Annotated in this window: 7 protein-coding genes; 3 read left to right on the forward strand and 4 right to left on the reverse strand. The window is 31.7% G+C overall.

Going from position 1 to position 9,732, the window contains the following annotated elements; all coding sequences use genetic code 11:
- Nucleotides 1-2,305, reverse strand: a 2,305-nt coding sequence (locus HN894_00005) for a hypothetical protein (GenBank protein MBT7141688.1), incomplete at its 3' end; no start/stop codon positions are given.
- Nucleotides 2,306-2,410: 105 nt separating this feature from the next.
- Nucleotides 2,411-2,602 carry a hypothetical protein gene (locus HN894_00010; GenBank protein MBT7141689.1) on the reverse strand — a complete coding sequence of 64 codons (192 nt, stop codon included), beginning with the start codon at nucleotides 2,600-2,602 and terminating at the stop codon, nucleotides 2,411-2,413.
- Between the two features lie 18 nt (nucleotides 2,603-2,620).
- Between HN894_00010 and HN894_00015 the strand changes: the two genes are divergently transcribed.
- From HN894_00015 to HN894_00025, 3 genes are all read left to right on the forward strand, one after another.
- Entirely contained in the window at nucleotides 2,621-3,913 is a 1,293-nt protein-coding gene (locus HN894_00015) for a glycosyltransferase family 4 protein (protein MBT7141690.1), read from the forward strand.
- A gap of 28 nt (nucleotides 3,914-3,941) precedes the next feature.
- Nucleotides 3,942-6,686, forward strand: a complete 2,745-nt coding sequence (locus tag HN894_00020; GenBank protein ID MBT7141691.1) for a hypothetical protein — start codon at nucleotides 3,942-3,944, stop codon at nucleotides 6,684-6,686.
- Between the two features lie 150 nt (nucleotides 6,687-6,836).
- Nucleotides 6,837-7,793, forward strand: a complete 957-nt coding sequence (locus HN894_00025; GenBank protein ID MBT7141692.1) for a T9SS type A sorting domain-containing protein — start codon at nucleotides 6,837-6,839, stop codon at nucleotides 7,791-7,793.
- 61 nt (nucleotides 7,794-7,854) lie between these two features.
- Here HN894_00025 and HN894_00030 read toward each other — a convergent pair whose 3' ends face one another.
- Both HN894_00030 and HN894_00035 read right to left on the reverse strand, forming a co-directional pair.
- Entirely contained in the window at nucleotides 7,855-8,796 is a 942-nt protein-coding gene (locus HN894_00030) for an esterase (GenBank protein ID MBT7141693.1), read from the reverse strand.
- 10 nt (nucleotides 8,797-8,806) lie between these two features.
- Entirely contained in the window at nucleotides 8,807-9,331 is a 525-nt protein-coding gene (locus tag HN894_00035) for a hypothetical protein (protein ID MBT7141694.1), read from the reverse strand.
- Nucleotides 9,332-9,732: the final 401 nt, after the last annotated feature.

The raw sequence follows: 9,732 nt of genomic DNA on the forward strand, positions 1-9,732 counted from the left end.
CAATTACAGGACAATTTGCTGCTGTTGCATAAGTGCTACCTATAAAATAAAAGCTGCTGCCATTGTGGTCTATGGCACAATCAACGTCATCCATATCTATATATTCTATATTGCCATAAGCAGCATCATTATAGCTACCATCGGCATTGCAGTTTATTGCATTTAAAAATGCAATATATTCGCTATGTGTTACTTCATATTTGCTAATGTTGTATGAGCTTAAGGTTACGTTTGTATAGTATATGGGGTAAATTCCTGCAGGTATGTTTACAAAATTTGCAGGTACAGCTGAAATATTAGCCGGATAAACTAAGGTATCTGCAATATTCATCTTTATTTGATAGCCTAAGCTGGGCTGCATATCTCCAATATTGTTTAATCCGTATTGAGGCCAATATACATTTGCATTCTGGTCTTTCACTATTATAATATTTGGACCGATAGTATTAAGCATTAAGTCAATAGGTTCAGCATTTTTTCTTAAATATCCTATAATACTCCATCCTTCGAGTACAGCAATTGGTGTTTGCTGAGGTACAATTTCACTTCCAATAACAGTAAGTGTATCGGTAGTATTTGTTTTTACCTGATAGCCTTGTCCAATTGTAAAACTCCCAATGTCATTTACTCCATAAAATGGCCAAAATGCAATACCTAAGTAATTTTTCACTAATTCTATACTGTAAATAATTTCAGAAAAAACAGAATCAAGTGAAGGATTTGTAGGATCTATATATGTTGAAATAATATTCCAACCCAAATTTAAACTTATGTTTTGTCCACCAGGGAAACTAACAATTTCAATATCGTTATTATTTCGAGGTTCAATTTTAAAACTATTATATGTAAAATGTAGAACTCCTGTCAAATTATATGTTGAACCAATAGCTGGTGTATATAGAAAGAATAAGTCATCTACAACTCCTATATAAGTTCCATCAGTAATTTCCCATTCGCCATATCCAAGACTGTCGTTCGTGCATATAACATTTTCAGTTTTTATCAAAACTCCTTCATATTCTTCTGAAAAATTGGAAGGTGCAACTATAGAAACAGCCGGCAATGTGTTGTTTTGAGAATTTAAAGTAAAATTTGTTATATTTTTTAATTCAGTAAGATTATAATATTCAAAAACTTCGCATGTAATTGTAATGTCATCGCCAATATTTACCGAATAATTAGAATCATAAACGTAAATACCGCTCCAGGCTCCTGTTCCATCTTGAAGAAAGTAGCCATTACTTTCTACAGCAGTTACTATTCCTGATGTAGTTACAGTTGAGCCAACCAGAGGAGAATCTCCCGAACTATCAGTAGTAAACTGAATATTATAAATAGGAGTTGTACCGCTTACATTCAGTACTGTAAAACTTCCGGAAAAATTTGTTGTGTCAGCTTCATCATCAATTGCAACAATTTGATAATATATAATTGTACCTTCCAACTGAACGGGAATTAGAGTTGGATATGTGCAATAAAAATCTGCAGGTAGCCCGGCAACAAGAGAAAATGTATCCATCATAATCTGGTTTGGAAAATTAATTCCATCTGTTCCCCAGGAAAGTTGAGCTGATGTAATTGTTCCATCTAAATCGCTAATTGATGCACCAATATAAAATCCAACATATTCTGTAGGAGCTTCAATCACAAATGTTTCTGAAATGGTTAAAATATTATCGACCACAGGCAGCATATTTGAGCCAGCCTGATGACTTCCAAGATAGCTAACAGTATTTTGAGAATAGACAATCCATTCAGAATTTGCTGCCTCAGTTCCGGCAGACAAACTCCAATTTGTATTTCCTTGAAGAACAGTCGATTTTCTTACAATTGTATGATCTTTAGTTGCTTCAGCAACACCGGCTACATCCCACCCATTTCCCGGATCTAAATTTGGTACACCAATATAATCCAAGAATATAGTATTAGAACCATCAATTTTTATTAATGCCCGTGCATCATTTCCATTAAAATGTACTATACTTGGGTATGCTAAAACCTCATCGGCATTAGCATGGTTAAACAAGGAATTATCAAACTGATCGGCAATTATTACCCAAACTGCGCCACTTGCTAAAGTTGCACCTGAGGGAAATATATGAAAATATGTCCAATCACTTCCATTTGTTGTTTGCGCAATTTGATAATTATCAAGGTTTACTGTTGCTCCCGTTCCATTATAAATTTCAATTGCTTTGTTATTGCTGCTTCCTTCAACATATTCAGAAAAAAATAAATCAGCTTGTTGAGAATAGCTGTAAGTAAATGCAAATAAGATAATTAAAAGACTAATATTTTTTTTCATAGCATAATTAATTAATATTTTGCAAGGTAGATATTTTATATTGAACTGAAAAATCTATTTGAAACAGAATTCTGTTTTTATCAAAACAATCGGCAAAACTTTTCTCTACAACTGAAAATCTTTTTTGCGTTTATCCGTGCCACCGCTCCAAGCGGTGGCACGGATTGCAATTTCAAAACATTCGGGCATATTTAAATGCGAATCATTTTCACACAAATCAAAATAAATATTTACTTTATGCGATTTAAAAGCTAAACTTGTATTTTTGATGTTTATTGGTTCAAAGAATTTGAACATTTTGAAAGCTTTGATTTTATGAAAATAACTTATATAGTCCCCGGATTTGGTGGTAAATTTTATTGTGGGAATTGCTTGCGTGATAGCTCAGTTGTGAAAGCTCTAAATAAAAATGGACACGATGCCTTTACATTGCCGCTTTATTTGCCACATTCGTTCGAAGACTTTTTTAAGCAAAACGAGGTGCCTGTTTTTTTTGGAGCAGTAAATATCTATCTAAAACAAAATGTGAAATTTCTAAGAGGAATGCCAAATTGGATGTACAGGTTTTTTAATTCTCCGGCAATTCTGAAATTTGCTGCAAAAAAGTCAGGATCGACACGTGCTGCAGGTCTCGAGGATATGACAATTTCTATGCTAAACGGCAGCGAAGGTTTTCAAAGCGATGAATTAGAGGAGCTTATAGATTTTTTGAAGCATAAGGAAAAGCCTGATATTGTGCATCTGTCTAACGCACTTCTAATGGGATTGGCTGCACGAATCAAAGAAGAATTGAAAATTCCTGTAGTTTGTTCGCTTCAGGACGAAGATGTTTGGATAAATGCTATGCGAAAAAATTATATCGGAAAACTTTGGAATCTGATGACAGAAAAGGCTAAAGACATAGATATGTTTTTCTCGGCAAGTAAATACTTTGCAGAAAAAATGCAATCGTTTATGAAAATTTCCGATTCGAAAATCAAAGTTGTTCCACTTGGCGTAGATTCTAACAACTACACGGTTTTTGAGCCAAAAACAAATCCGCCGACTATTGGATTTCTTTCGCGAATGAACAAAAGCAATGGCTTTGAAATATTGATAGATGCATTTATCAAACTCAAGCAGACTTCAAATTTTAGTGATGCGAAACTTAAAATCACAGGTGGTAAAACTGCCGACGATGATGGTTTTATAAAAAAGCAAATTCGAAAATTAGAAAAGCATAAAATTGAAAATGACATTGAATTTATTGAATATACGGAAACAAAGCATTTAGACATTTTTTTCAATACCCTTTCAATCCTTTCAGTCCCTGTAATTGATGGTGAAGCCTTTGGATTGTACCAACTTGAGGCTTTGGCTTCCGGAATTCCAATTGTTCAACCCAATCTGGGTGCCTTCAAAGAAATAGTTGAAGAAACAAAAGCCGGAGCGGTTTATTCGCCAAACAATTCACTGGCTTTGTGCAAAAAATGGATAGAGATTTTGAGCGATGAAAATCAATTGAAAACTATGTCGGAAAATGGTGTAAAAGCAATTTCCGGAAAATATAATACCATAGAATTGGCTAAAAAGATTTCAGCAATTTACGATTCTATTATTGAAAACTAATAATATCGAAACTTCTAATACACTTATTATGAAAAAAATAGCTAAAATTGTTGTCATTGTAGTTCTCTCTTTTGCAACGCTTCTATATATAACGCCTTTGTTTTTTCATTCAAAAATTAATGAAGTAATAAAACAAGAAATAAATAAATCTATAGAAGCAAAAGTTAGTTATTCAGATTTAAACCTTTCATTGTTAAACAGTTTTCCTGATTTTTCACTTCGTTTATCGAATTTTACTATTGAAGGAATCGACGAATTTGAAAAAGATACTTTGGTGTTTATCAATATGTTAAAATCTAATATCGATTTAATGAGTGTTTTCTCCGGCGAAAACTTAATTGTGAAATCCATAATCGTGGAAAATCCCATGGTTTTTGCACAGATTCTGGAAAATGGAAATGCAAATTGGGATATTACCAAAGAATCTTCTGAAAAAGCAAGCAAGGAAGCAACGACAGAAAAATCGGATTTCGTTATAGAACTGAAAAATTTTGAAATAAAAAATGCCTCGATAGTTTATGATGATTATGAAAATAATCTGTTAACAATACTTCATGATATTAATTTTAAACTGAAAGGAAATTTCTCAGAAAAACAAACAAAACTTAGTGTTTCTTCAACAATTTCAGCTGTAGATGTTTGGTTTGAAGGGATTAGGTACATGAATAATGTAAATTTTGAAACAAATACTACAATCGATGCAGACTTCGACAAACAGAAGTTTACTTTTGTGAAAAATCAATTCAGATTGAACGAACTTTTGCTCGGTTTAGATGGCAGTTTTCAAATTGCCGGAGAGGATTATTTGTGCGATATGAAATTTGATGCACAAAAAACCGAATTTAAAAATATCCTTTCTTTGATTCCTGTAATTTATATGAACGATTTTACTGAAATAAAAACATTTGGGGAGCTTGCCCTCAATGGTTTTGTAAAAGGAACTTACAACGAAAATGTCATGCCAAAATTCGGAATAGATTTAAAAATAGAAAAAGCATTTTTTAAATATCCCGAACTTCCTAAAAGTGCAGAAAATATTGAAGTTGATATCCAAATAATGAATCATGGAAACGAGCTCGATGCAACTATTGTTGATGTGAACAAATTTCATCTCGATATTGGAAACAGCAAAATAGATATGAGTTTACATCTAAAGAATTTAGTTTCTGATCCAGCCATCAACTCTAATATTCTTACAAATATCAATTTTGGTGATATTTCAAGTGCAATTCCTTTTGATAATGTTAATTTAAAAGGAACATTTCAATCGGATATTAATTTAATTGGAAGTCTTTCGTCTATTGAAAATGAAAAATATCACGAATTCAATGCAAATGGGAATGTCTCTTTAAAAGATTTTCAATATTCGAGCGAGGAAATGTCGAATTCGATAAATATTTCTGATATGCAAATGCAATTTTCGCCAGAATTTATTAAGTTATCTTCATTCAAATCAAAAATTGGCAAGAGCGATTTGTTTTTGAGTGGAAAAATAAATAACTATCTAAACTTTGTTTTTAAAGATGATATTATAAAAGCAGATTTTTTGGCAAGTTCCAAACTGCTTGATTTGAATGAATTTCTTGCAGATGAGGAAAAACCGGAAACAATTGAAAATGATACCTCTGCTTTGTCTGCTATTGAAATTCCTGAAAACGTTGATTTTACTCTTAATTCAAATTTTGCAGCAGTTTTATACGATAAAATTGAAATTGAAGATTTTGTGGGCAAATTAAAAATTGAAGATGGGAGGCTTGAATTTCAGGGAGTTGAAATGAATCTTTTAGATGGAAAAATGGATTTGAACGGATTTTATGATAGTAAAGATATTTCAAAACCTAAAGTTTCATTTGATATGCAAATTTCGAATTTTGATATTGAAAAAACTGGAAATACTTTTAATACAATCGAAAAAATTGCACCAATAGTAAGTTCCATGAAAGGGCGTTTTTCCTCAGTTCTATCGCTTAAATCGGAACTTGACAATGAAATGTCTCCCGTTTTAAAAACAATGAATAGTTCAGGAAATTTTAAGTCGGAAAAGATTGTAATTTCAAATTCATCAACATTCAATAAAGTTGCAGAATTGATGAAATCAGAAAAATATAAAACTATTGATTTGAAGGATATTCAAGCAAATTTCACAGTTGAAAATGGAAATATATCTGTTGAACCTTTTGAAACTAAATTTGGATCGAACACAGCACTTATTTCTGGCAATCAAGGAATTGATAATAATATCGAATATAGAATTGCCCTTAGCATCCCACGTTCGGAATTATCTGAAAATATGCAAAACGATGATTTTAATAAACTTCTTGGAGAGAATATTACTTTTGATATCAACATTAGCGGTGAATTGAATCAGCCAAAAGTATCCGTCGATTTTAAGAAAGGAATCACAAATGTTAAGGAAAATGCTGTTGAAGCTGCAAAACTTGAACTTCAAAAACAAAAAGAGCTTCTCAAGAAAAAGCTCGAAGATGAAAAACAGAAACTAAAGGAAAAGGCTGAAAATTTGATAAAGAAAGCAGAAAAGGAAGCGGAAGAGATTAAGCGACAAGCAAAAAAGCTGGCAGACAAAATATTAAAGGAAGCTGATGCTGAAGCTGACAAAATAGAAAGCAAAGCGAAAAATAAATCAATAATTGAAAAAAAGATAGCAAAAAAAGCTGCCAAAAAACTAAGAGATGAAGCAAGAAAAAATGCAGACAAAATTGTTTCGGAAGCAAACAAAAAAGCTGAGTCAGTTTTACAAAAGGCAAAAAGTTAACAGACTATTTTGATTTCGGTATAAAATATTGTATAATTGCATAGGATTATAAAAAAGATGAAACCTAAAGCCATTTAGAACGTTGCTTTATTAGAGTTTTTGTATTATGCATTTAAATTTAATAATTTCATCAGAAAAAATATAGAAATTATGAAAAAAATAAGTTTAGTTTCGGTTTGTGCCATTTTTTGTTTTTCCATTTTTGTTTCAAATTTGGTTGCCCAAAGTTTAGCTCCATTTTATAAAGAACAATTAAATATTGATAAAGGTTATGAGGATTATTATTTTTCGATATACCCCGATTCAATTCACATGTCAGGAGAATTAACGATAACATTTACAGGCGAAAATCTTGCTTTTTGGCAAAATTCCGAAACCTGTGTCTATAACAGTTTGACTGATATTTTTGGTGGAAATATTAGCACAACAAATGTTGTAATATTTAATGACGATATTTCAATTCACCCTGATACGGTATATAATTTCTTAAATCCACAAAGTATTTTCGAAGCAGATTTTGTGTTTCCTCCAGACGTGCAACATGGTGTTTATCATATTATTGTAGGAAATGGAGAATGTGAAAAAATTATAGCCAATGCTTTCAGTGTAATCAATAATTGCCTCGCAGAATTTTCATATCAAATAGATGGCTCAATGATTTTTTTGCAAAAAACATATAGCCACGACGAAAGCAATTACAGTATCCTTTGGGATTTTGGCGATGGAAATACAATTTTAGGTTCCGATTCCATTAACTACATTTATGAAAATGATGGAAACTATACTATTACATGCACTGTTGAAGATATAATAAATGGTTATTGTTCCGACAATTTTTCTCAAACAATTGAAATTTTGACGGTAGATGTTAATAAAATACAGTTATCCGAAATCCAGATTTCTCCAAATCCGAGCAATGGAATTTTCTTTCTAAAAGGAGAAAATATTAATTCTGTAAAAATAATAAATCCCATTGGTCAGCATATATTTTCGGTTTCGGATTATAGAAATGAAACTCTAAATATTTCTAATCAACCCAAAGGATTATATTTTATAATTATTCAACAAGAAAATCGAATTATAACAAAGAGTGTAATTTTGGAGTAGCTCAATCATTTAGTTTTTGAAAATTACACCTATTGTTAAAATTATGAACAAAGAATATTCTTTATTGACTTAACTTTTGAGCCATTTGCAGAAAAGCATCTTCTTGATTATCAAGGTTCAGTTGACTTACAGATTCTCGTAGTTTTAATCGAGTAAAAACATGAATATCTGAATCCATTATTTGAACATCAATATTTCCTCCATTTGAATTTGTCAAACCTTTGTAAATGAGCACTGTACTTATAGAATTTGCAGTCGGATCGTTCTTTGAGTGAAAAACTTTCATGTAAGTATCATTTGGCAATGAAAATCCGTCTTCCAATCCTTTTTGCACATTTTTCATCAACTCATTTAATTCATTTATAGTTTCATAGGGTCTGAAATGATACCAATACTTATCATCTTCTGTAGTATTATCGGTTTCTGCATATACCACCATAGGTCCAATTATCCCAACAATGCTTTGCAATTTTGCAGATGGAACAACAATTGGGTCAATCAGAAACACATTTTTAGGACTGAGCACTATTTCAAAATAATCTGACATAATAAGCTCAAGCAGCAAAGTTGCTCCTGTAGATGAACCAACTAAACTGATTTTTTCATAACCTAAAGACACAAGAGTTTCAAATTCCAGTTTGATTGATTCTGACCAATCTTCCCATGTCGAGGTCTTAAAATCTTCATATGAAGTTCCATGACCACCAAGTAAAACCTGCGATATCCTATAGCTTGAATCAGATGACCATTCTTGAAATTCGCTCCATTCAAAAGTAGTTGCAGTGTAGCCATGAGCTGCTATGATAATGTGTTTTTCTAAATCTTCGGCTGTTGGATTAGGATATTTGGCAGATATTAAAAATTCGTGAGGATTATTGATTGAAGGATCGAAAACAAAATTTCCGTCTAACATATGGTCTTCTATTGTTGGATTTTTATCGCAAGCCAAAAGGAAAGATCCAATGAGTAAATATGTGAATATTTTAAAAGTTGTCGTTTTCATATCTTGGGGTTTAGAATAGCTGGTAATAAATAGCAAAATTGTAAAAAAGAGGCTGTAGTGTTCCGGGTGATTTTCCTTCATCTACAACGTTAATATTGTAAGCTGTTCCCAAATATAAAATTATTGGGATGTTTTTGAAATCATAAGATAATCCGAATTCTGGCGACAATAAAATCGCTGTATTAGGCAATTCCTTAAAAATATCTTCTTCAAGATCGGCATAGAAATATCCAAAATTTAGCTTAGTTACGAAACGTAATGGTTTTTCTTTTGCGAAATGCCATGCAGCCGAAGCAACGTAACTATCCTGCTTCAAAGCATTAGAGTTGAAGGCAGAACCAAAACGCGAACTAATATAATCAAAGCCTAAATAAAATTGGTCTGATTTAAAATTGGAAAATGAGTAGCGGGCAGATATTCCATTTTCCCAATACATGCTATGTGTTTTCTGAATTTTGATTCCAATATTCAGATTTTGCCCGTGAAGATTTACAAATCCTGCCAATGTAAGGAATATTAAAAAGTATTTTACCATATTAATTTTAAAATTTAATTCTGACAAATGTAAAAAAAGTTTCTCAAGAAATTGTTTTATGAAATTTATGTGATTTGGAGAGGTTTGATGCTATTAAATTAGATTCAAATCTTACTATAAATTGGCAAGACAAGTTCATTTGCCTTAGTTTCTGATTAATAAATGGAGTTATATGTTTTGAAAAAATACATTAAAATGACATGCCAGTTCAACTCTTTCCAAAAGTTTTGAACTTATGGAAAAATAATAGTATAAATAATTAATTAGCCGGATAAAGCAAAGTATCAGCAAGCTACATTTTTATTTGGCAGCCATGAAAAAAGTAGGATAGAATTACATTTTGGTAGCGTAAAAATACCCTGTGGGTTTTGAAAACCCGCAGGGTCTAATGCAAGATTCTA

The organism is Bacteroidota bacterium (assembly GCA_018692315.1).
Taxonomy (GTDB): Bacteria; Bacteroidota; Bacteroidia; order Bacteroidales; family JABHKC01; genus JABHKC01.